Raw genomic sequence first — 20,903 nt, 5'->3', positions numbered from 1 at the left:
AAGGAGCGGACCGGAGGGCGAAGTTGCGCCAGGTCATGGTGATATTCGACAAGAAGCCTGGTGAAACCCCATATAGGCCGAGCTTGCCGTGTCTTCGGAGTTCACGTCCATGCCCGCCGCCAAATCGACCGTTTCCAAGGCTTCCGCCCCGTCCTCGTCGGTGTGGTTGGCCGCCGGGGTCCGCACGCCGTTCGCCAAGGTCGATGGGCCGTTGGCCTCGTATGACGCGATCGAGCTATCGGTTCCGGTGGTCAAGGCGATGCTGGAAAAGGGAGCTCGGCCGGACTTCGCGGTCTGGGGGACGGTCATCCCGAACCTGACCTGGAGCAACATCGCCCGCGAGGTGCTGTTGGACGCCGGCGCCGACCCGACCATTCCGGCCTTCTCGACGGTGATGGCCTGCTCGACCAGCATGATCGGCGCGATCCAGGCGGCCGGAATGATCGACGGGCGGGGCCGCGACCTCGCCCTGGTCGGCGGGGTCGAGAGCATGAGCCGGGTGCAGATCGGCCTGTCGGTCGCCCTCTCGGACTGGATCCGCAAGTTCCAGGGCGCGAAAACGGCGGGCCAGCGGCTCGACACGCTGAGCGCGCTGAACCTGAAGGACGTCAGGCTCTTCATTCCCAAGGTCGCCAACCGGGTCACGGGCCTGTCGATGGGCGAGCACACCGAGATCACCGCCAAGGACTGGAACCTGTCGCGCGCCGACCAGGACGCCATCGCCTTCGCCAGCCACCAGGGCGCGGTGAGGGGCTGGGAGAGCGGCTTCTTCGACGACCTGGTCATTCCGATCGGCGGCGCCAAGCGCGACACCATTCCGCGCAAGGATTCGACGCTGGAGAAGCTGGCCAAGCTGGGTCCGGCCTTCGACAAGACCAGCGGCAAGGGCACGCTGACGGCCGGCAATTCCTCGCCCCTGACCGACGGGGCGGCGGCGATCTGGGTCGGGTCCGAGGCGGGCATGGGCCGCCTGCCGTCCGAGGTCCCGAGAGTGCGGATCGTCGACCACGAGGTCACCTCGATCGACCTGAAGCACGAGGGTCTGCTGATGGCTCCGGCCTATGGCGTGCCGCGTCTGCTGGCTCGCAACGGCATGACCTATGCCGATGTGTCGCTATGGGAGATTCACGAGGCCTTCGCGGCCCAGGTGCTGTCGCATATCGCCGCCTGGGAAAGCGCCAAGTTCCTGGCGGAGAAAGCCGGGGTTTCGGCGTCGCTCGGAGAATTCCCGCGCGATCGCATGAACCCGCACGGCGGCAGCCTGGCCCTCGGCCACCCGTTCGGGGCGACCGGCGCGCGGATCCTCAGCCAGGCGGTGAAGGCGCTGGCTGCCCGTCCGAAGGGCGAGCGGGCCGTCGTCAGCATCTGCGCCGACGGCGGTCAGGGCACGATGATGCTGCTGGAGAGCGCGTAAGGCCCTGGAATCAGGTCAGGGCCGTGAAGATCAGGGCGACGACGGCGATGTCGAAGAAGCGGATGACGACGGACATGACGGTCTCGCGGATGAACTCACGTTCGATCAAGCAAGACTCGCGCCACATCGCCCGGTTCCGCTGATGGCGTTGTTCTTCGACGCCCCCTGGTATGACCAACGCCTCGCCGAGCGCGGCCTGACGCGCGAGGTTCTGGCGGCCGCGGCGGGTCTGACGGAGGCCGAGCTGGCCCTAGCCTTCAAGGATCAGCGTGAGCTGTCGATGAAGGAAGTCTCTGCTTTCGCGGAGCTTTTGGGTGTTCCGGTCGCCGAGGCGGCCTCGCGCGCCGGGATACGGCCGCCACCGGTCAGCGACGGCCAGCGCCTCGCGGCGCTGGAGGCGCGGGTCGCGGTCCTGGAGGCCGAGCTGGCCCGCCTGAAGCGCTAGATGTTGGTCTTCTTCAGCAGGCCCGCCTTGGGACGGCGGTCGGCTTCGCCGGAATATTCCGTGCCGAGATAGGTCGATCTGGCCGTGTCGAGCACTTCCTGCCCACCGCGCAGGCCGCGCTTCTGGCCGGGCTGGCCCAGAACCTGGGCGGCGAAGGCGGCAAAGCCGTCGCGGCGCGGCGGCGGAGCCGGCGCGGGCTGGTCGTCCTCGACCACGTACACGGTCTCGTCCTCGGTCTCATGAGGATCGTTCCTCCGCGGCGCCGGCAAGGCTCGGCGCGCGGGACCGGGACGTCGAATGGGATCGATCGGGTCGCTCATGGTGAAGAACCCTACGAGCGAGACGGTTAAGAACGGCTGGACCGGTTTGGTTAAGGCTTGTTGGCCAGCTTGGCGAGTTGCTCCTGCATCGCCTCCATCTGGCGCTTCAGATCGGCCAGGGAATCGTCGCCGGCCGGCGCGGCGGCTGGAGCCTGAGCCGGCGGCGGCTCGGCCTGGGCGGCGGCCGCGGCGTCTTCCGGGCGCACATAGGCGAACGGCGAGAACATCTTCATGGCGCGATCGAACAGAGCCATGTTCTGGCGGATCTGCTCGCCGTAGACGTCCATGCCCGGCATCTTGCCCGGGGCCAAGGTCGACAGCTGGCCGCGCAGGCGCTCCTGCTGCTTGGAGAAGCTCTCCAGCGACATCTCCAGGTACGACGGCAGGAAGGCCTGCATCGAGTTGCCGTAGAAGCCGATCAACTGGCGGAGGAACTGGATCGGCAGCAGGTTCTGGCCGCCGCCGCGATTTTCCTCTTCGAAGATGATCTGGGTCAGGACCGAACGCGTGATGTCGTCATTGGTCTTGGCGTCATAGACGACGAAGTCCACGCCCTCCTTCACCATGTCCGACAGGTGTTCGAGGGTGACGTACGAGGAAGACGCTGTGTTGTAGAGGCGACGGTTGGCGTATTTCTTGATGATAACGCGCTGGCCGGTGGACTTTTCGCCTCCGGCGGCCGTTTCGCCTTTTGCAGGGTTCTCGGACATTTCGTTCCCTAGGATAGCGGTTACGTCCGCTTCTCGCACCGCACTATCGCTAATGCAAAGGCATGGCGCCAGTGGTCAGATGACTTGGAGCTGTCGCCAAGCCATGAAAATGTGTCCGTGGACGAACGCGGTTCGGATGTGCATGCTGATGCTGCACTGCAAAATAACGGACGCCGCACTTGCGAAGGCGTCACGTCAGATCGTCACGGGAGCTATCGTATGAGCGACATCGTCATCGTTTCCGCCGCCCGCACACCGGTGGGCTCGTTCAACGGGGCGCTGTCCAGCTTGCCCGCCTCCGAACTCGGCAAGCTCGCCATCGAGGCGGCGGTTTCCCGCGCCGGGATCACGCCGGCCGAGGTCGACGAAGTGATCCTGGGCCAGGTGCTGCAGGCCGCCGCCGGCCAGGGCCCGGCCCGTCAGGCCGCGGTGAAGGCCGGTATCCCGGTCGAGAGCCCTGCCTGGAGCCTCAACCAGCTGTGCGGCTCGGGCCTGCGCGCCGTGGCGCTGGGGGCCCAGCAGATCGCCGACGGTTCGGCCAAGATTGTCGTGGCCGGGGGCCAGGAGAGCATGAGCCAGGCGCCTCACGCCCAGAACCTGCGTGGCGGCCAGAAGATGGGCGACCTGCAGTTCGTCGACACCATGATCAAGGACGGCCTGTGGGACGCCTTCCACGGCTACCACATGGGCCAGACGGCCGAGAACATCGCCAACCGCTGGCAGATCACCCGCGAGGACCAGGACAAGTTCGCCGTCGCCAGCCAGAACAAGGCCGAGGCGGCTCAGAAGGGCGGCAAGTTCGACGAGGAAATCGTCGCGGTCACCATCAAGGGCCGCAAGGGCGACACCATCGTCGACAAGGACGAGTTCATTCGTCACGGCGCGACGCTGGAAGGCATTTCGGGCCTCAAGCCGGTCTTCAACAAGGAAGGCTCGGTCACCGCCGCCAACGCTTCGGGCCTCAATGACGGCGCCGCCGCTCTGGTGCTGATGAGCGCCGACGAGGCCGCCAAGCGCGGTCTCAAGCCCCTGGCCCGCATCGCCTCGTGGGCCAATGCCGGCGTCGAGCCCGAGATCATGGGCACGGGTCCGGTCCCGGCCTCGAAGAAGGCGCTGGAGCGGGCCGGCTGGTCGGTCTCCGATCTCGACCTGGTCGAGAGCAACGAGGCCTTCGCCGCCCAGTCGCTGTGCGTGGTCCGCGAGCTGGGCCTCGACCCGGCCAAGGTCAATGTGAACGGCGGCGCCATCGCCATCGGCCACCCGATCGGCGCCTCGGGCGCGCGGATCCTGACCACCCTGCTGCACGAGATGAAGCGTTCGGGCGCCAAGAAGGGCCTGGCCACGCTGTGCGTCGGCGGCGGCATGGGCGTTGCCATGTGCGTCGAAGCGGTCTGAACTCAAGAGACGGCGCAACCCTAGCCGTGACCGCGCGCTTCCAGCCTTTGGCTTGGGCGCGCGGATCGCGGGCGACGAACAAGACGACCCAAGAAGAAGAGCGATCGGGAGAGACATATGACGAGAGTTGCGTTCGTGACCGGCGGCACCCGCGGGATCGGTCGAGCCATCTGCGAGCGGCTGATCGCCGACGGCCACAAGGTGGCGGCCGGCTATTCCGGCAACGAGGAGGCCGCGGCCGCCTGCGCCAAGGAACTGGGCGTGATGGTCGTGAAGGGCAATGTGGGGGTCTTCGAGGACTGCGCGGCGGCGGTGAAGAAGGTGGAGGCCGAGCTGGGTCCCATCGACATCCTGGTCAACAACGCCGGCATCACCCGTGACGGCATGCTGCACAAGATGACCTACGAGCAGTGGTCCGAAGTGATCCGGGTCAATATGGACTCGGCCTTCAACATGACCCGCCCGGTGATCGAAGGCATGCGCGAGCGTAGCTGGGGCCGGATCGTCAACATCAGCTCGATCAACGGCCAGAAGGGCCAGATGGGCCAGACCAACTATTCCGCCGCCAAGGCCGGTCTGATCGGCTTCACCAAGGCGCTGGCGCTCGAGAACGCCAGGAAGGGCGTGACGGTCAATGTGATCTGCCCCGGCTATATCGACACCGAGATGGTGGCGGCGGTGCCGGAAAACGTCCTGGCCCAGATCGTCGCCGCCATCCCGGTCGGCCGCCTCGGCAAGGGCGAGGAGATCGCCGACATGGTCTCGTTCCTGTCGGGTGAGCGCGCCGGCTTCGTGACCGGCGCTACGCTCAGCCTGAACGGCGGCCAATACATGGCCTGATCGAGGTCCTCTCAGGACCAGATCCGATCTCCCCGAAGCCGAGACTTGACGGCGACTGTTGCTGTTTGGCCTCATGCGCCCGGCTTCGGGGTTTGGACGTTAAGGCGTCCAAGATTCGCCCCAGTCGGCGGGCAGTACGGATCGCATGAAATTCTGGAAGGCGGAGCTTGGCGATTGGGGGGCGCGCTCGACCCTGACCATCGTGGCTCTGATGGTCATGGCGGCGTCGGCGAACGCCCAGCAGCTACCGCATTCGTTGCGGGACGCCCTGCTTGGTCACAAGGGCCAGGCGGAGGCGCGCCGGGTCGCAGCTCCACCCGTGGCGCGATATGCTTCCGAAACCGGCGGCACCTTCATTTTCGACCAGGCCGCGCCGCAGCCGCTGATGAAATTCGACAACAGCGCCGAGATCTGGGTGCTGTCGGCCCAGCCGGCCTCGCGCGGCGACGTCATCTATCGCAACGACCTCGGCGAGCCCGTCCTGCGGGTGACCAAGCTTGGCGGGATGATCCTGTTCACCGACGACGCCCCGATGGGCGCGGCGGCGGCGCTCTCCGGCCGGGCCTCGTCGATCCAGCCGCCGCCCATGCTGTCGATCGCCGCCCTGTTCCAACGGGTAGCCCTGGCCACCGCGCGCGCCAGCCGCGCGGCGCAGCGTGACATCGTGTTCGCCACCGTTCAGGACGCCCGTCCCGAGACCTCGGTGCTGATCGCCGACTCCGCCGCCCTGACGGCCGAGGCTTTCGAGCGCACCGCGCGCAAGGGTGATCGGTCCGTGCTGGCCAAGATCGCGCGGGTCCTGCTGGCCGAGGGCCGCAAGCCCGGGGCGCAGATGAAGGAAGGCTCGCTGATCATCACCTATGCGCCGGGCCAAGGCCTGGCCGGACGCCCGTCGTCCAAGCGGATCATCAAGGTCATCAACCGCTAGCGAACGGCGGCCTTCAAGCGTAACCATAAGCGCTCAGCGGCCGTTTACCCGGCCGCCATAGCAGTGCCCGCCTGTCACGACCTTGATGGCGCCATCTCGCGAGCTCAACCTCGCGTCATGCGACGCTGGCGAGGCTTTTCGCGCGTCCGCAAGGTTCTATTGTTCGTCCATGGATAACCCCGAGCTCGCCGAGGCCCCCGAACGCGGGCGGCTGAAGATGGCCGACATCGCCCGGATGGCGGGAGTGTCGATCTCGACGGTGTCGCGCGCCCTGGCCGGCAATCCGCTGATCCCCAAGACCCTGCGCGACCAGATCGTCGAGATCGCCCAGACCCATGGCTATGTCGTCAACCAGTCGGCCCGGTCCCTGCGCCTGCGCAAGACCGACACTATTGGTGTCATCATTCCCCTGGCCCACGAGGCTGGTCAGCTGATCTCGGACCCGTTCTTCCTCGAGATGGTCGGACGGCTGGCCGACGAGATCACCCGCCGCAACTACTCGGTCCTGCTGAACAAGGTGATCGTCACCGAGACCGGCTGGCTGGACCGGATCATCCAGTCGCATCGCGCCGACGGCCTCGTCCTGATCGGCCAGAGCAACCAGCACCAGGCGCTGAACACCGTCGCCGACACCTACAGGCCCATGGTGGTCTGGGGCGCGCGGCTGCCCGGCCAGCGCTACTGCGCGGTCGGCAGCGACAATGTCGAGGGCGGCCGCCTGGCCGTCGCCCATCTCGTCGCCGGCGGACGCCGGCGTATCGCCTTCCTGGGGGCGACGGACGCGCCCGAGGCCGCCCAGCGGTTCGAGGGCTACAAGAAAGGCTTGGCCGAGGTCGGGATCGCGTTCGACCCGGCCCTGGTGGTCGCCGCGCCCTATACGATGGACGACGCGCAGCAGGCGGTCGCCGCGTTCCTGACGACGGGCGTCCCCTTTGACGCGGCCTTCGCTTTCTCGGACGTCATCGCCCTGGCGGCGGTCAGCGCCCTGGGCGAGGTCGGGAAGACCGTGCCCGGCGACGTGGCGGTGGTCGGCTTCGATGACATCGTCATGGCCCGCCACAGCGCACCGCCGCTGACCACCGTCCGTCAGGACCTGGCGTTCGGCGCGCGGGCGATGGTCGATCTTCTGTTCCGCCGCATGGCCGGCGAGGACACGCCCTCGACCCTGGCCCCGGTCGAGCTGGTTGTGCGCGGCAGCAGCGTCTAGTCGCGCGTGGCGACGCTACGCCGCTTCGACGCCGATGGTCTTCAGTTCCTTGAGGAAGCGGGTGAGGCTGATGTGCGAGCGCTTCAGGCCGTGCAGCACCTCGGGGCGAGCCAGAGCCGACTGCGGCACGATGAAACCCTCGCGGCCGATGCGTTGGGCCATGCCCTTTTCCAGCATCTCGACGAAGCGGCGACGCACGGTCTCGTAGGGCAGGCCCAGCGAGTCGGCGACCTGGCGGACGGTCAGCGGACGGCGCTCGTGATCCGGCGGAACCTCGTCGATCTCGGCGTACAGGCCGCCGCGGAGGTGCGAGCAGTTGCCGGCCCAGAGGGTGGTGAAAACCAGGGCGTAGAGTAGGTCCGAACCGTGGACTTCGTTAGCGATCTCGACCCAGCGAAGGATATAGTCGGTCGCGTAGCGAGTGGCCGCGCGAGCGTTAGCGTACTCATCAGACATAGGTGACTTCGTTCCCAGGGCGACGCTATAAACGACGTGAAAAGGATTGCATGGCTCATGTAACGACGCCATGCGACCTAGTTGCCCACTATGGGTACCCTCATTGGGGACCTGCGGCAGGTTGACGCGGGTCAGCCCCTGGAAGGGCTCCAATCGGCCGGGGCCATCTCGAAACCCTCGAACCGGAATCCCGGCGCCACGGTGCAGCCGACCAGGGTCCAGGCGCCCAGGCTGACGGCGGTCTGCCACCACGAGGTCGGCACGATCACCTGAGGGCGGCAGCCGGCGCGCAGGTCCGGACCCAGCACATAGGCGGTCGCGCCCTGGCCGTCGGGCGGCGACAGGGTGATCGAGATCGGCGCGCCGGCGTACCAGTGCCAGGTCTCGACGGCGTCGACGCGGTGCCAGGCCGACATCTGCTCGGCTTCCAGCAGGTAGTAGATGCAGGTCGAGGCCGCGCGGCCGTCCGGGCCAGGTTCGTCCTGGAAGGTCTGGCGATACCAGCCGCCCTCGGGATGCGGCTGCAGCTCCAGCATCCGGACGATCTCCTTGGCGCCCAGATCGCCCGCGATGCCGGTCATGCCGATGCTCATCCCCGGAAGCTGTCCTTGGCGGCCCGGATCTCGGCGAAGGCCTCGGCGGGCGAGGCGGCGTTCGGCCGTAGCAGCGGGGCGCGCAGGAACGGGTTGGTGGCCTTCTCGGCCGCGATGGTGGTGGGCACCGTGGCCTCGCCGCGCTCCCGGGCGGCGAACACGGCTTCCGCACGGGCCAGCAAGGCCGGATCGCTATCAACCGACAGGGCGAAGCGAGCGTTCGAGGCCGTGTATTCGTGGGCGCAGTAGATCGTCGTGTCATCCGGCAGGTCGGTCACGCGGCTGAGCGAAGCCCACATCTGCTCGGGCGTGCCCTCGAACAGGCGGCCGCAGCCCAGGGCGAACAGGGTGTCGCCGACGAAGGCGATGTGATCGGCGGCGTCGTGATAGGCGATGTGGCCCAGGGTGTGGCCGCCGACGTCGATGACCTCGAACCGCGTCTCGCCCAGCATCGCCACATCGCCGCCGCGCACCACGCGGTCCAGCGGAGCGATGCGAGTCACTTCGGCCGGACCGGTGATGGTCGCGCCGGTCGCCTTCTTCAGGGCGTCGTTGCCGCCGGCGTGGTCGGGGTGCCAATGGGTGTTGAGGATCAGGTCCAGCGACCAGCCCAGCTTGTCCAGTTCGACCAGGATGGCTTCAGAGTCCGGCGTGTCGATGGTGGCGACCTTGCCCGTGGCCTCGTCCCGAATGAGGAAGCCGTAGTTGTCGGACAGGCACGGAAACTGGTGAACGGTAAGGGCCATGGGCGCTTGCTCTATCGCGCCGACGCCAGCGCGAATACAAGGATGGCCTCTACGCCCTGGAGACTCAATGCGCCGCGACGTGCTGGACTTGAGAGCCTTCTACGCCGCCCCCCTGGGCCGCGCGGCGAGGACCATGCTGACGCGCAAGGTCGAGGAGGCCTGGGGCGACACCCGGGACCTGGACGTCCTCGGCGTCGGCTACGCCACGCCTTTCCTCGACGCCGCCCGGGCCAAGGCTCGCCGTGTCGTGGCCGCCATGCCCGCCCAGCAGGGCGTCGAGGTCTGGCCGCACGGCGGCAAGAACCAGGCGTGCCTCGTCGAAGAGACCGCCCTGCCGCTGCCCAACGCCATGTTCGACCGGGTGCTGGCCGTGCACGCCCTGGAGGAGGCCGACGATCCGGCCGCCCTGCTGGCCGAGATCGGCCGGGTGATGGCGCCGACGGGTCGGCTGATCGTGGCGGTCTCGTCGCGCGACGGCGTCTGGACCGGGGCGGAGACGACGCCCTTCGGTCATGGCCGCCCGTACAGCCGTAGCCAGCTGGAGAGCCTGATCCGCGAGGCGGGTCTGGAACCGGCTGGCTGGACCCGCGCTCTCTATGTCCCGCCGCTCGGGGCCATGGCCAGTTGGGCCGAGGGTTTCGAACAGGTGGGCGCGCGGCTATGGCCGCGCTTCGCCGGGGTGATCCTGATGGAGGCCATCAAGCAGACCTTCGCGGTCAAGCCGCGCGGCCATCGCGCCCGCGCCAGGGTCTTCGCGCCGGGCGTTCTGCTGCCCAGTCCGGCGGGGCCGACGCCCGCACGCCACACGGGCGGGCGGCCCCTTCCTGTTCAAAAGGCGCCCGTTCATCAGGCGCCGAGCGTTCGGGAAGTCTGATCTTACTTGGAGCGAAGCGCTTGGACGCCTAGCTTGGAATCGCAACAACCGTTCGCTCCTGGGAGCCGCGCCATGAAGATGATCGTCGCCGTGATTAAGCCGAGCCGCCTCGACGCCGTGCTCGAAGCGGTCACAGAGGCGGGCGCGTCCGGGTTGACCGTCACCGAGGTGCGCGGCTACGGCCGGCAGAAGGGCAAGACCGAGGTCTATCGCGGCGCCGAATACGAGGTGAAGCTGCTGCCGAAGGTCAAGCTGGAGATCGCCGTGCCGACCGACGTGCTCGAGCCGGTGATCGAGGCCCTGCAGCGCACCGCCAACACCGGCAAGATCGGCGACGGCAAGGTCTTCGTCATGGACCTGGAACAGGCCCTGCGGATCCGCACCGGCGAACGCGACGCCGCGGCGATCGCGGGCTAGTCCGCTTTTCCCTGAAGTTCACGAGACGCCACGCTCAAGCGGAGCCATAAAACGACTCCGCGCGTTGTTCGATGACTCGCGGCGTTAGGGTGGACATGGTCGAGCGCGGTTCCGTCTTTCAACCCGGATACAACTGCTGGCGGGTCGAGCCCGCCGACCGGGTGGCCCTGTTCATCGACAACGACGAGGCGTTCGACGCCCTCAAGCCGCTGATTCTGTCGGCCAAGAAGTCGATCTGGATTCTGGCCTGGGTGTTCGACCCCCTGACCCGCCTCGATCCCGACCGGGTGCGCAGGAGCCGCGACCCGACCCACGCCGACCGCATCGGTCTGATCCTGCGGCGGCAGGCGGCGCTGAACCCGGCCTTGGACGTCCGGGTGCTGACCTGGGACATGCCGTTCCCGATCGCCGCCTCGCAGCTGTTCGGCCCGCATCGCGGCGCGGCCTTCTTCGCGGGCTCGCGCGTCAAGTACCGGCTGGACGCGACCCTGCCGGCCAGCGCCTGCCATCACCAGAAGGCGGTGATCGTCGACGGCGTCAGCGCCTTCGTCAGCGGTGGCGATATCGGGGTCGACCGCTGGGATGACACCCGGCATCTGGACAACAACCCGCTGCGCCGCCTGCCGACCGGCCGCCACTATCCGCCCCGCCACGAGGTCTCGATGCTGGTCGACGGCCGGGCGGGCGAGGCGATGGCCGATCTTTTCATGGATCGCTGGAAGGCTTCGGGCGGCGATCCCATCGAGCGCCCCGAACGCCCCGACGAAACGCCCTGGCCCGAGACCCTGACGCCCGACCTGCGGCGGATGCCGATCGCCGTGGCCCGCACCTCGGCCGAGTGGCAGGGGCGTCCCGAGATCACCGAGTGCCTGCTGCTGCACCTCTCGGCCATTCGGCGGGCCCGGCGTCTGATCTATCTGGAGAACCAATACCTGACCTCGCCGATCATCGTCGAAGCCCTGGCCGAGCGATTGGCCGAGCCCGACGGCCCCGAGGTGGTGACGATCGGCCCGGCCCGCAGTCCCAGCTATTTCGACCAGATGACCATGGACAGCGCCCGCACGGCGGCGATCAACCGGCTGCGCGAGGTCGACGTCCACAAGCGCTTCTCGGCCTTCTCGGCCCACACGCCCAAGGGCGCGCCGATCATCGTCCACTCCAAGGTGGCGATCATGGACGACTGGCTGCTGCGGATCGGTTCTGCCAACCTCAACAACCGCTCGATCGGCCTGGACAGTGAGTGCGACCTGGCCTTCGAGGCGCGCGAGGATCGGGAACGCGAGACGATCCGCGTATTCCTGGCGCGTCTGGTCGGTCACTTCATCGACCGCTCGACCACCGATGTGCTGGACGCCATGGAGCACGAGGGCGGCCTCGCGGCGGCGATCCATGCCCTGGACGTCAGGGGCGGCCCGCCGCGCCGGCTTCAGCCCGTGCCGGTGCGCTATCTCAGCCCGGTGCAGAAATTCATCGCCGACTGGAGCCTGGGCGACGCCATCGCGCCCGACGACGCCTGGCGCCCGTGGGGGCGTCGCAAGCGTCTGCGCCAGGACATCGCCCGGCTTACCGAGCCTCCGCCGGAGCCGCCGGAGCGCCTTCAGCCATGATCTCCAGCTCGACCACCAGCGGCAGGTGATCCGAGGCGACCCTCGCCGTCGCGTCGTAGGGCGAGCTGACGCCGCGCGTCTCCAGACCCTTGGTCAGGAAGACGTGGTCGATGCGCATGAACGGGAAGCTGGACGGGAAGGTGGCGGTCGCGGGCCTGGGCCAGGCCGGGGTCGGGGCCTGGGCGTCGCGCAGGGCCGTCCTCAACATCCGATAGGTCGCCGAATAGGGCGTGGCGTTGAAGTCGCCCAGCACCACGCCGGGTGCGACCCAGCCGTCGGCGCCCATCCAGTCGGGCCCTAGCAGGGCCGCCGCCTGGCGTTTCTGTTCCTGGGGCACCAAGCCAAGGTGGGTGTTGATGATCTGGACCTTGGTCCCGCCGACCTCGACCTCGACCCACAGCGCCCCGCGCGGTTCCAGGCCGGGCACCCGGCGATAGAGCGGCAGGCCCTTGGCCTTGATCCGACGCTCGGGCAGGGCGGTCAGGATGGCGTCGCCGTAGAGTTCCTCTTCCACGGTCATGGCCGGATGGAAGTGGAAGCTCATCTTCAGCAGTTCGGCGAGACGGTGGGCCTGGTCGACGCCCTTGGTGCGGGCCCGGCGGACGTCCAGTTCCTGCAGGGCCACGACGTCCGGCCTCTGGGACGCGATGACCTCCGCCACGCGCTCGACATCGAGGGCGCGGTCCGTGCCCACGCAGCGGTGGACGTTATAGGTCATCAGACGAAGCTTATTCATCCGTCGAAGAGATCGCCCGAACCGGGCGGAAGTTCCCTTGTTGGCGGCGCGCTGTTGCGGCTGAGCATGAAGAGGCAGGTCTCGGACCGCCAATTTTCCAAGGCGCTCGCGGGGTCCATCGACCGCGCGGCGCCCTTGCCGGCGAAGGCGGCGCTGGCGTCGACCCGCAGATTGAGGTCCGCCGTCAGGGCCATGAAATCGGCCAGGGTGCAGAGGTGGATGTTCGGCGTCGACCACCAGGGCAGCGGCAGGGCCTTGGTCTCGGGCATCCGGCCCCGGCTGAGCAGCGACCAGCGCACGCGCCAGTGGCCGAAGTTCGGGAACGAGACGATGGCCCGGTCGGCGATGCGGAGCAGCTCGTCCAGCACATGGCGCGGATTGCGCGTCGCCTGCAGGGTCTGGGACAGCACCGCGTAGTCGAAACTGCGGTCGGGAAAGTGATCGAGGTCCTGGTCGGCGTCGCCCTGCACCACCGACAGGCCGCGGGCCATGCAGGCGGCGACGCCGCTGGCGCTGAGCTCAAGGCCGCGCCCATCGACCTGCTTCTCGTGGGTCAACAGGTCCAGCAGCGCGCCCTCGCCGCAGCCGACGTCCAGCACGCGCGAGCCGGGGCGCACCAGGCGCAGGATCTCGCGGAAGTCCTCGCGGATGGCGGCTTGGGTCACGTCAGCCCCCGGTCGCGCTCGGCCGAGCTCAGGAAGCCCGCCAGGGCCGCGTCCATCACCGGCTCGTCCAGCAGGAAGGCGTCGTGGCCCTTGTCGCTCTCGATCTCGACGAAGGCGGCGCGAGCCCCGGCGGCCGTCAGGGCGCGCACGAGGTGGCGGCTCTCGGCCGTCGGATACAGCCAGTCGCTGGTGAAGCTGAGCACGCAGAACCGCACGTCACGGGCCCGGGTGAAGGCCTTGGCCAACACCCCGCCATGGCCGGCGGCGATGTCGAAATAGTCGGTCGCCCGGGTGATGTAGAGGTAGCTGTTGGCGTCGAACCGATCGACGAAGCTGGCTCCCTGGTGGCGCAGATAGCTCTCGACCTGGAAATCGGCGTCGAAGCCCCACGACAGGCCGTCGCGCTTCAGCTCGCGGCCGAACTTCCGCTGCAGGGCGGGCTCGGACAGATAGGTGATGTGCGCGGCCATCCGCGCCACGGCCAGGCCCTTGCCGGGCTGCACGCCATGGTCGGCATAGGCGCCGCCACGCCAGTCCGGATCGGCCATGATCGCTTGGCGGCCCACCTCGTGGAACGCGATGTTCTGGGCCGAGTGGCGCGAGGCCGAGGCCAGGACCACGGCGCTGAACAGCCGCTCGGGATAGTCGACCGCCCACTGCTGGGCCTGCATGCCGCCCATCGAGCCGCCGATGACGGCGAACAGGGTCTCGATCCCAAGCGCCTTCACCAGCATCGCCTGGGCGCGGACCATGTCGGGGATGGTGATCACCGGGAACGACAGGCCGTAGGGCTTGCCGGTGGCCGGATTGATCGAGGCCGGGCCGGTCGAGCCCATGCAGCCGCCGATGACGTTCGAGCAGATGATGAAGTGGCGTTCCGGGTCCAGCGGCCTGCCGGGGCCGATCAGCCGCAGCCACCAGCCGGGCTTGCCCGTGGTCGGATGCGGCGAGGCGACGAACTGGTCGCCGGTCAGGGCGTGGCAGATCAGGACGGCATTGGACTTGTCGGCGTTCAGCGTCCCGTAGGTCTGGTAGCCGATCTCCAGCCCCTCGATCACCCCGCCGGAATCGAGCCGCAGGGGTTCGTTGGCGGGAAATCGCCAGGTTCCCCCATCGGCGAGCGTGACCAGATCGAGCGCAGCCATGTGCGCCTTGGAGCGCTTGGCGAAGAAGGTGTCAACCGCCCGCTTCCTGACAAGGCGACGGACCGCTATGGAGGACGCCATGGAGCGACTGATCCTGATGCGCCACGGCAAGGCCGAACGGCACGCCGCGACCGGCGGCGACTTCGAACGCGCCTTGGCGCCGAGCGGCCGGGCCGACGCCGCCGTCATGGGCAAGGCCCTGGCGGCGCTGGGTTTTTCGCCCGATGTCCTGCTGGTTTCCTCGGCGCGCCGCACGCGGGAGACGGCCGAGCAGGTGGCCGCCAGTTTCCCCAAGGCCCGGGTCGAGCACCTCCGCGACCTCTATCACGCCGATCCCGAGGAGATCGTCCAGGCGATCGAGGACGACGGCGACACGGCCGCCACCGTGATGGTGGTCGGTCACAATCCCGGCATGCACGAACTGGCCTTGCGCCTGGCCCTGCAGGGCGGCGCCTCGCCGATCCAGACCAACAAGCTGCGCGGCCGCTTCCCGACCTCGACGATCGTGGTCTTCAAGATGCCCCCCATGGGGACCGGCGACGGGCCGCCGGTGCTGGAGCATCTGTTGTACGCGAACGAGAACGGCGGAGCCGGCGGCGAATGACCCTGATCTACAAGATCCTGCCCCGCGCCGAGTGGGAGGCCGCCCAAGCCGCTGGTCAGTTCGAGGGCTCGGCCGTCGATCTCGCCGATGGCTTCATCCACCTGTCGGCCGCCGACCAGGCCCAGGAAACCGCGGCCAAGTGGTTCAAGGGCCAGGCGGATCTCGTCCTTCTGGGCGTCGAGACCGAAGCGCTGGGCGAGGACCTCAAGTGGGAGGCTTCGCGCGGCGGGGCGTTGTTCCCGCACCTCTACCGGCCGCTGCTGGTCAGCGAAGTCCTGAGCCAGGCCGAGCTCGAACTGGACGCCGACGGCGTGCCGCAGCTGGGCGACCTTACCCCATGAGTTTTCATGATCTCGCCGCCCGCGCCTTGCACGTCTTTGATCCGGAGGACGCGCACGGCTTCGCGATCCAGGGTCTGAAGCTGGGCCTGGGGCCGCGCGATAGCGGGCCGGACGACCCGATCCTGGCGGTGAGGATCGCGGGCCTGGAGCTGCCCAACTGCGTGGGCCTGGCCGCCGGCTTCGACAAGAACGCCGAGGCGCCGGACGCCATGCTGGCCGCCGGTTTCGGCTTCGTGGAGGCGGGCACGGTCACGCCCCTGGCCCAGTCCGGCAATCCGCGCCCGCGCCTGTTCCGCCTCAGCGAAGACCAGGCGGTGATCAACCGCATGGGCTTCAACAATGGCGGTCTGGATCCCTTCGCTCGCCGCCTGTCGGCCCGCCAGGGCAAGCCGGGCGTCGTCGGCGCCAATATCGGGGCCAACAAGGACGCGGGCGACCGCATCCAGGATTATGTCGACGGCCTGACCCGTCTGTGGGGCCTGTCGGACTACTTCACCGCCAACATCTCCTCGCCCAATACGCCGGGCCTGCGGGCCCTGCAGACCAAGGCGGCGCTAGAGGAGCTGCTGGGCCGCCTCGGCGAAGCCCGGGCGGCGCTGAAGGTCGCCTCGGACGCCGACTATCCGATCTTCCTGAAGGTCGCGCCCGACCTGGACGACGACGAGGTCGAGACCATCGTCGAGGCCGTGGTCGACGCGGGCCTCGACGCCATCATCGTCAGCAACACCACCATCGCCCGTCCCGCCACCTTGAAGTCGGCGCATGCGAGCGAGGGCGGCGGCCTGTCGGGCGCGCCGTTGCTCGAGGCCTCGACGGCGGTGCTGAAGCGCTTCCACGCCGCCGCTGGCGGCCGCGTGGCCCTGATCGGCGCGGGCGGGGTCGCGGACGGCGCGGGCGCCTACGCCAAGATCCGCGCCGGCGCCCGGGCGGTGCAGCTCTATTCGGCCCTGGTCTATGGCGGACCCGGCCTGGTCACCCGCATCAAGCGCGACCTGGCCGCCCGTCTGCGGGCCGACGGCTTCACGGCGGTCGAGGACGCGGTCGGCGCTCCATGACGCGCCCAATGGCACGCGAGCGGGCTGTGACTCTGCTGGGCCGTTTCGGGCCGCTCGCGGTCATCGTCATCCTGTTCGTGGTCGCCTTCGCCAGCGGTCTGGCCGACCATCTGTCGCTGGAAGAGCTGCGCGTGCGGGGCGCCGAGCTGCAGGCCTTCGCGAGCGAGAAGCCCGTGCTGTGCGCGGCGATCTATCTGGCGATCTATGTGGGCTCGGTGGCGATTTCACTGCCCGGCGCCCTGATCCTGTCCCTGACCGCCGGCTTCCTGTTCGGACCGATGGGCGGCGCCTTGGCCGTCACCGGCGCGACCGGCGGCTCCACCGTCACCTATCTGGTTTTCCGCACCGCCTTTGGCGACGTGCTGCGCCGCAGGCCTGACGCCTTCCTGGCCCGGGTGGCCGAAGGCCTGCGCCGCGACGCCTTCAACTATCTGCTGACGCTGCGCCTGATCCCGGCCTTTCCATTGCTCGTGGTCAATGTCGCCGCCGGCGTGGCCAACATTCCCGTCCGCACCTTCGTCCTGGCCTCGGTGCTGGGCATGATCCCGAGCTCTTTTGTCTATGCCGGAATCGGCGCGGGACTTGGTCATCTCTTCGCCCAGGGCGGGCCCGTGACGCTGGAGACCCTCTTCTCGCCGCGAATCTATCTTCCAATCATCGGCATGGGCGTTCTGGCCTTTCTGCCGCCGTTGTGGCGCCATTGGCGCAGGCGGCGCGGAGCCGCGCCCTTGGAAGAGAAGTAGCCGCCCCGAATGGTCGAAACGGTTTCGCCGTCGGAGACTGGTCCCGCCCCGCCCCGGAAGCGCTTTCCGTGGCCCGGCGGCCTGTCGGCGCGCCTGCTGCTGTTCACCGCCATCGTCGTCACCTTCGGCGGCCTGCTGATTCTGCCGCCGGCCCTGGCGGCCTTCGAGGAGCAGTGGCTGCTGGATCGCGTGCGGGCCGGTGAACTGGCCTCGACCATCGCCGAATCGGATCCGGAGCTGCGGGTCAGCGACGCGGTCGCCAACCAGATGTTCGACCAGGCCGGGGCGGTCACCGTCGCCGTCCAGGTCGACGGCGCACGGCGGCTCGTCCTGCCGCCCAAGCAGCCGTTCGAGACGCCCTATCTCGTCGACCTTCGCCGCCAGAATCCCGGTTCGTGGCTGGCCGCGCCGTTCTTCACCCTGACCAGTCCCAAGGGCGCCATGGTCCGCGTGATGGCCGAGCCGCGTTTCCGCAAGGCCGAGTTCGTCGAGGTCGTGCTGCCCGACGCGCCGCTCAAGGCCAAGCTGGTCGGCTATTTCTGGCAGCTGGCCGGCGTCACGATCTTCGTGGCGGGCCTCGCCGGCCTGCTGGTCTACGCCTTCCTCAACATCTTCCTGGTCCGGCCGATGCAGCGGATCACCCGGGCGATGGAAGCCTTCCGCGGCGATCCCGGCGATCCGGCCGCCCGCATCGTGCTGTCCATGCGTCGCGACGAGATCGGCCGCGCCGAGCTGGAGCTGGACCGGATGCAGGCCGACCTGCTGGCCGCCCTGGCCTCGAAGGCGCGCCTGGCCGCCCTGGGCGAGGCGGTGGCCAAGATCAATCACGACCTGCGCAACATGCTGACCAGCGCCCAGATGGCCTCGGACCGGCTGGCCGCCCTGGGCGATCCCAAGGTCGCCCAGGCCCTGCCGCGCCTGGAACGCGCGCTGGACCGGGCGATCACCCTGGCGTCGGACGTCATGGCCTATGGCAAGTCCAAGGAGCCCGAGCCGGTGGTGCGGCCCATGGTGCTGCGGCCGGCCCTGGAGATGGCGGCCGAGGACGCCGGGCTCACGCCGCAGGGCGTGGGCTTGGAGACCGTGATCGGCCCACGCGAACAGATTCTGGCCGATCCGGACCAGTTCCACCGCATCCTGACCAACCTGCTGCGCAACGCCCGCGAAGCCATCGAGGGCGCGCCGGACCGGGGCGGCAAGGGCAAGGTGTTCATCGAGCTGCGTCGCGCCGACGGCATGAGCATCCTGCGCCTCACCGACGACGGCCCGGGCGTGCCCGAGCGGGCGCGCGCCAACCTCTTCCAGCCGTTCGTCGGCTCGGTGCGCCGCGGCGGCACGGGCCTGGGCCTGGCCATCGCCCGCGAGCTGGCCCAGGGTCACGGCGGCGATCTGGCCCTGGTGGAAACCGGACCGGGCGGCTCGGTGTTCGATCTGATGCTGGCGGGTGTTCCCGAGCCACTGCCCGAGTCGCCGTCGGAACCTGGCGACAAGGCCGCCGACGCCTCGGCGTCCTAGGAGAAGTCAGATGACGACGACCTGGACCATCGCGGTGAAGCTGGGCGCCTCGCCGGCGAGCGCGCCGATCCACGAGATCACCGTCGAAGCGCCCGACGTCCCGACCGCCCTGCGCCGCGTGGCGGCGATGGTGGCGGTGCAGGAGGCGTCAGACGCGGATTTGCTGGTGGACGGCCAGGAGGAGGTCTTCTCCCGCGCCGAGGTCGAGGCCGGCCTGGAGCCCTGATCCTTCGATCAGGGTCCGTCTCCGGAAGAGCATCAGGCCTGAAGGGGCCTAGAGCCCCTTGGCCACGCCCTCGCGACGCGGATCGGCGCCGCCTTCCAGCACGCCGCCGGGACGCACGATCACGCCGTGCAGGCCCGAGGTCTCCAGCTGGCCGACCTTGACCGCCACGCCGCGCGCGTTGAGCGCCGCCAGCATCTCCGGTCCGAACAGGTCGGCGTCTCCCGAGAAATTGTCCCCACGCGCCACCAGGTTCGGCAGCGACACGGCCTGTTGCATGTTCAGATTCCAGTAGAACAGTCCGACCATGGCCTTCAGATTATAGGACAGGATCGCATTGCCGCCCGGCGAGCCGACGGCGGCGACGAACTTGCCCTTCTTGTCCAGCACGATCAGCGGGACCATCGACGAGCGCGGGCGCTTGCCCGCCGCCACGGCGTTGGCCGCCGGCGCGCCGTCCTTCTCGTTCGGCGAGAACGAGAAGTCGGTCATCTGGTTGTTCAGGAAGAAGCCGCCGACCATCCGGCCCGAGCCGAAGATGCTCTCGACCGTGGTGGTCATCGAGACGACATTGCCCTGCAGGTCGTAGACGGTCAGGTGGGTGGTGCCGCCCGGCTCCTTGGTCATGTCGATCCCGACCTTGGGCGCGCCCTTGGGGTGGCCGAACGGCGGGGCGGCCCCGGCCTTGTCGGTGATCAGCTTGGCGCGCTGGGCGACATATTTGGGATCCAGCAGGCCCTCGACCGGCACCTTCACGAAGGACGGGTCGCCGACGTAGCGATCGCGGTCGGCGTACATGACCCGCTCGGCCTGGGCCAGCAGCGTCCAGGCGACCGGATCGGTCGGGCCGCGCTTGCCGATATCGGTGTGCTCCAGCATCTGCAGGGCCTGGATGACGGCCAGGCCCGACGACTGCGGGTTGGGCACGCAGACGGTGTAGACCTTCCAGGGGCGGCACAGGGCCGGGGCCGAGCGCGGCCTGTAGGTCTTCAGGTCCTCCAGCGAGATCGTGCCGGCCAGCTCGCCCTCGTGCACGCGGTCGACGATCGCCTGGGCGATCGGACCTTCGTACAGCGCCGAAGGACCCTCGGCGGCGATCCGGCGGACGGTCTCGGCATAAAGCGGGTTTTTCAGCAGGTCGCCGGCCTGGTAGCGGGCTCCGTCCGGCTTGGTGAAGTACTTCACGGTGTCCGGGGTCGAGGCCTGCGGCGCGCGGCTGGCGATCATCATGCCCAGGCGCGGGCTGACGATGAAGCCGTCGGCGGCCAGCCGCTCGGCGTCCTTGAACAGCGTGCTCCAGGCGGCCTTGCCGTGTTCCTTCTGGGCCTGGGCCAGCATGGCGACGGCGCCCGGCACGCCGGTCGCCCGGCCCGAGACCACGGCGCGGGCGAAGGACAGGGGCTTGCCGGCGGGATCCAGGAACATGTCCGGTCCGGCGCCGCTGGGGGCCTTCTCGCGGCCGTCATAGGCCGTCACCTTGCCGGTCTTGGCGTCGTAGAACATCAGGAACGACCCGCCGCCCAGGCCCGAGCTCTGCGGTTCGACCAGGCTCAGCACGGACTGGATGGCCACGGCCGCGTCCACGGCGTTGCCGCCCTCGCGCAGCACGCGCAGGCCGGCCTCGACCGCCAGCGGATTGGCGGCGGCGACCATACCCTTGGCGACGGTCGAATTCACCACCGGCCTGGGCGTCGGCATGCCCAGCGGGATCGACTCGGCCTGGGCGGCGACGGGGGCCAGCGTCAGCTGGACGCAGGCGGCGATGGCGAGCAGGGAAGGCGACACGAGACGACGCATACGGATCCTCAATAGCGAATGCGAGGACGGCCTGCCCGCCGTCCCGAAGCCGTCCATGGACACCAATAGAGCCAGACTGTCACGCCCAGATAGCCCACCGCCGCCGGCAATTGCCCGCTCTGAAGCC

Annotated in this window: 24 protein-coding genes; 15 read left to right on the top strand and 9 right to left on the bottom strand. The window is 68.8% G+C overall.

Annotated elements, in window-relative coordinates:
- Positions 1-109 precede the first annotated feature (109 nt).
- A complete protein-coding gene (locus AC1RRV_RS21850; RefSeq protein ID WP_492861757.1) occupies positions 110-1,414 on the top strand; it encodes an acetyl-CoA C-acyltransferase in 1,305 nt (434 codons plus the stop codon).
- Positions 1,415-1,556: 142 nt separating this feature from the next.
- The gene (locus AC1RRV_RS21845; protein WP_492861756.1) at positions 1,557-1,859 is read left to right on the top strand and encodes a helix-turn-helix domain-containing protein; all 303 of its coding nucleotides are present in this window, start codon (positions 1,557-1,559) and stop codon (positions 1,857-1,859) included.
- Here AC1RRV_RS21845 and AC1RRV_RS21840 read toward each other — a convergent pair.
- A complete protein-coding gene (locus AC1RRV_RS21840; RefSeq protein ID WP_492861755.1) occupies positions 1,856-2,179 on the bottom strand; it encodes a hypothetical protein in 324 nt (107 codons plus the stop codon). The genes AC1RRV_RS21845 and AC1RRV_RS21840 overlap by 4 nt on opposite strands.
- 50 nt (positions 2,180-2,229) lie before the next feature.
- Positions 2,230-2,889 carry a polyhydroxyalkanoate synthesis repressor PhaR gene (phaR, locus tag AC1RRV_RS21835; protein WP_492861754.1) on the bottom strand — a complete coding sequence of 220 codons (660 nt, stop codon included), beginning with the start codon at positions 2,887-2,889 and terminating at the stop codon, positions 2,230-2,232.
- Positions 2,890-3,108: 219 nt separating this feature from the next.
- Here phaR and AC1RRV_RS21830 point away from each other — a divergent pair, with 219 nt between their 5' ends.
- The 4 genes from AC1RRV_RS21830 (at position 3,109) to AC1RRV_RS21815 (ending at position 7,259) form a co-directional block, all read left to right on the top strand.
- A complete protein-coding gene (locus tag AC1RRV_RS21830) occupies positions 3,109-4,284 on the top strand; it encodes an acetyl-CoA C-acetyltransferase (protein ID WP_492861753.1) in 1,176 nt (391 codons plus the stop codon).
- Positions 4,285-4,401: 117 nt separating this feature from the next.
- Positions 4,402-5,124 carry a beta-ketoacyl-ACP reductase gene (locus AC1RRV_RS21825; RefSeq protein WP_492861752.1) on the top strand — a complete coding sequence of 241 codons (723 nt, stop codon included), beginning with the start codon at positions 4,402-4,404 and terminating at the stop codon, positions 5,122-5,124.
- A 145-nt stretch (positions 5,125-5,269) separates the two neighbouring features.
- A complete protein-coding gene (locus AC1RRV_RS21820) occupies positions 5,270-6,052 on the top strand; it encodes a DUF4908 domain-containing protein (RefSeq protein WP_492861751.1) in 783 nt (260 codons plus the stop codon).
- Positions 6,053-6,269: 217 nt separating this feature from the next.
- Positions 6,270-7,259, top strand: a complete 990-nt coding sequence (locus AC1RRV_RS21815; protein WP_492861883.1) for a LacI family DNA-binding transcriptional regulator — start codon at positions 6,270-6,272, stop codon at positions 7,257-7,259.
- Between the two features lie 15 nt (positions 7,260-7,274).
- On the opposite strand, the gene AC1RRV_RS21810 is transcribed toward AC1RRV_RS21815, so the two are convergent.
- From AC1RRV_RS21810 to gloB, 3 genes are all read right to left on the bottom strand, one after another.
- Complete coding sequence (locus tag AC1RRV_RS21810; RefSeq protein WP_492861750.1) at positions 7,275-7,715, bottom strand: hypothetical protein; 441 nt, start codon at positions 7,713-7,715, stop codon at positions 7,275-7,277.
- A gap of 131 nt (positions 7,716-7,846) precedes the next feature.
- The gene (locus tag AC1RRV_RS21805) at positions 7,847-8,308 is read right to left on the bottom strand and encodes a cupin domain-containing protein (protein ID WP_492861749.1); all 462 of its coding nucleotides are present in this window, start codon (positions 8,306-8,308) and stop codon (positions 7,847-7,849) included.
- Positions 8,305-9,054, bottom strand: coding sequence for a hydroxyacylglutathione hydrolase (gloB, locus tag AC1RRV_RS21800; RefSeq protein WP_492861748.1), 750 nt, complete (start codon positions 9,052-9,054; stop codon positions 8,305-8,307). The genes AC1RRV_RS21805 and gloB overlap by 4 nt, the downstream gene beginning before the upstream one ends.
- A 67-nt stretch (positions 9,055-9,121) precedes the next feature.
- Here gloB and AC1RRV_RS21795 point away from each other — a divergent pair, with 67 nt between their 5' ends.
- From AC1RRV_RS21795 to AC1RRV_RS21785, 3 genes are all read left to right on the top strand, one after another.
- Positions 9,122-9,928 carry a class I SAM-dependent methyltransferase gene (locus AC1RRV_RS21795; RefSeq protein WP_492861747.1) on the top strand — a complete coding sequence of 269 codons (807 nt, stop codon included), beginning with the start codon at positions 9,122-9,124 and terminating at the stop codon, positions 9,926-9,928.
- A 72-nt stretch (positions 9,929-10,000) separates the two neighbouring features.
- Positions 10,001-10,345 carry a P-II family nitrogen regulator gene (locus AC1RRV_RS21790; protein ID WP_010918409.1) on the top strand — a complete coding sequence of 115 codons (345 nt, stop codon included), beginning with the start codon at positions 10,001-10,003 and terminating at the stop codon, positions 10,343-10,345.
- Positions 10,346-10,434: 89 nt separating this feature from the next.
- Complete coding sequence (locus AC1RRV_RS21785; RefSeq protein ID WP_492861882.1) at positions 10,435-11,952, top strand: phospholipase D-like domain-containing protein; 1,518 nt, start codon at positions 10,435-10,437, stop codon at positions 11,950-11,952.
- On the opposite strand, the gene AC1RRV_RS21780 is transcribed toward AC1RRV_RS21785, so the two are convergent.
- From AC1RRV_RS21780 to metX, 3 genes are read right to left on the bottom strand one after another with little or no spacing between them, the layout of a single operon-like run.
- Positions 11,909-12,688, bottom strand: coding sequence for an endonuclease/exonuclease/phosphatase family protein (locus AC1RRV_RS21780; RefSeq protein ID WP_492861746.1), 780 nt, complete (start codon positions 12,686-12,688; stop codon positions 11,909-11,911). The genes AC1RRV_RS21785 and AC1RRV_RS21780 overlap by 44 nt on opposite strands.
- Positions 12,685-13,353, bottom strand: a complete 669-nt coding sequence (metW, locus tag AC1RRV_RS21775) for a methionine biosynthesis protein MetW (protein WP_492861745.1) — start codon at positions 13,351-13,353, stop codon at positions 12,685-12,687. The genes AC1RRV_RS21780 and metW overlap by 4 nt, the downstream gene beginning before the upstream one ends.
- Positions 13,350-14,498: a homoserine O-acetyltransferase MetX gene (gene metX / locus AC1RRV_RS21770; protein WP_492861744.1), complete on the bottom strand. Its 1,149-nt coding sequence runs from the start codon at positions 14,496-14,498 to the stop codon at positions 13,350-13,352. Before metX ends, metW begins: the two co-directional genes overlap by 4 nt.
- Positions 14,499-14,577: 79 nt before the next feature.
- Between metX and AC1RRV_RS21765 the strand changes: the two genes are divergently transcribed.
- Genes AC1RRV_RS21765 through AC1RRV_RS21740 form a run of 6 tightly spaced genes read left to right on the top strand, consistent with a single transcriptional unit; the run spans position 14,578 to position 18,982 of the window.
- Positions 14,578-15,102 carry a SixA phosphatase family protein gene (locus tag AC1RRV_RS21765; RefSeq protein ID WP_492861743.1) on the top strand — a complete coding sequence of 175 codons (525 nt, stop codon included), beginning with the start codon at positions 14,578-14,580 and terminating at the stop codon, positions 15,100-15,102.
- Positions 15,099-15,443, top strand: a complete 345-nt coding sequence (locus AC1RRV_RS21760; protein WP_492861742.1) for a DUF952 domain-containing protein — start codon at positions 15,099-15,101, stop codon at positions 15,441-15,443. Before AC1RRV_RS21765 ends, AC1RRV_RS21760 begins: the two co-directional genes overlap by 4 nt.
- Positions 15,440-16,498, top strand: coding sequence for a quinone-dependent dihydroorotate dehydrogenase (locus tag AC1RRV_RS21755; protein ID WP_492861741.1), 1,059 nt, complete (start codon positions 15,440-15,442; stop codon positions 16,496-16,498). Before AC1RRV_RS21760 ends, AC1RRV_RS21755 begins: the two co-directional genes overlap by 4 nt.
- Positions 16,499-16,506: 8 nt before the next feature.
- Positions 16,507-17,241, top strand: coding sequence for a TVP38/TMEM64 family protein (locus AC1RRV_RS21750; protein WP_492861740.1), 735 nt, complete (start codon positions 16,507-16,509; stop codon positions 17,239-17,241).
- Positions 17,242-17,250: 9 nt separating this feature from the next.
- Positions 17,251-18,756 carry a sensor histidine kinase gene (locus AC1RRV_RS21745; protein WP_492861739.1) on the top strand — a complete coding sequence of 502 codons (1,506 nt, stop codon included), beginning with the start codon at positions 17,251-17,253 and terminating at the stop codon, positions 18,754-18,756.
- A 10-nt stretch (positions 18,757-18,766) separates the two neighbouring features.
- The gene (locus tag AC1RRV_RS21740; protein ID WP_492861738.1) at positions 18,767-18,982 is read left to right on the top strand and encodes a hypothetical protein; all 216 of its coding nucleotides are present in this window, start codon (positions 18,767-18,769) and stop codon (positions 18,980-18,982) included.
- Between the two features lie 48 nt (positions 18,983-19,030).
- Here the strand turns inward: AC1RRV_RS21740 and ggt are convergent, their stop codons facing one another.
- Positions 19,031-20,776 carry a gamma-glutamyltransferase gene (ggt, locus tag AC1RRV_RS21735; protein ID WP_492861737.1) on the bottom strand — a complete coding sequence of 582 codons (1,746 nt, stop codon included), beginning with the start codon at positions 20,774-20,776 and terminating at the stop codon, positions 19,031-19,033.
- Between the last annotated feature and the right edge of the window lie 127 nt (positions 20,777-20,903).

Source organism: Caulobacter sp. GW821-FHT11E10, assembly GCF_058808375.1.
This window is presented reverse-complemented; position numbering and strand designations above follow the sequence as displayed.